Genomic DNA, 663 nt, shown 5'->3' on the forward strand with positions numbered 1-663 from the left:
CCGGATCGATGCCTTGTGCGGCAAGCAATTCCTCGTACCGCTCGGTGCCGAGGTAGGTCCGGGACTGGAAGCTGTCGCCGGTGGCGGGGGTGGAAAGCCGGATGTAACCGAGCGGCGGGCCGTCCGGCCGCTGCCGGGCGACGAAATGCCAGGCCCCGAAGTCGAGGTCCTGATCGTCGGCGTGTGAACCGTCAGCCCGGCGAAAAGCCGGCCGCCGGCCGCGGTCGAACAGGATCCGGGCGCGGAGTTCGCGCACGGAGTCGAGCAGGCAGGGGTCGGCCCCGAGGAACGCGGTCACGTTCCACGGAGGGTTGAGATCCGTCAAGTGATGCCTTTTCTGGGGAAAATGCCGGAAGTCGGCGCGATAATCGTGGGGACGGCCCGAAAATTCGGAGGAATTCGAACCACTTCGGACTGTAGCAGCGTGGCAACCGAGCGTCAGCAGATGTGCGTCGCGACAAGGCATCCGCACGAGCGGGTGTGGCAATCGTTTACCGTCGCGGTGATCGACAATCCGTCACAATGGCGTACTCGGATCTGATGAAGCCCGCCGGAATTCCCACCCGATGGTGTGCCGGATCGTTTCCCGGTCAAAGCACTGTCCTGCGCCGGCTGTGGCAGAGGTCACAGGCAGGTGATCACCAGGTGGGATGAGCGGAGACG

General features: G+C 64.7%; 1 pseudogene. It reads right to left on the reverse strand.

The window, feature by feature from the left end:
• A pseudogene (locus CFP71_RS42845) lies at positions 1–325 on the reverse strand (ThiF family adenylyltransferase); the annotation flags it as partial.
• Positions 326–663 lie beyond the last annotated feature (338 nt).

The sequence above is a fragment of the Amycolatopsis thailandensis genome, from assembly GCF_002234405.1.
Classification (GTDB): Bacteria; Actinomycetota; Actinomycetes; order Mycobacteriales; family Pseudonocardiaceae; genus Amycolatopsis; species Amycolatopsis thailandensis.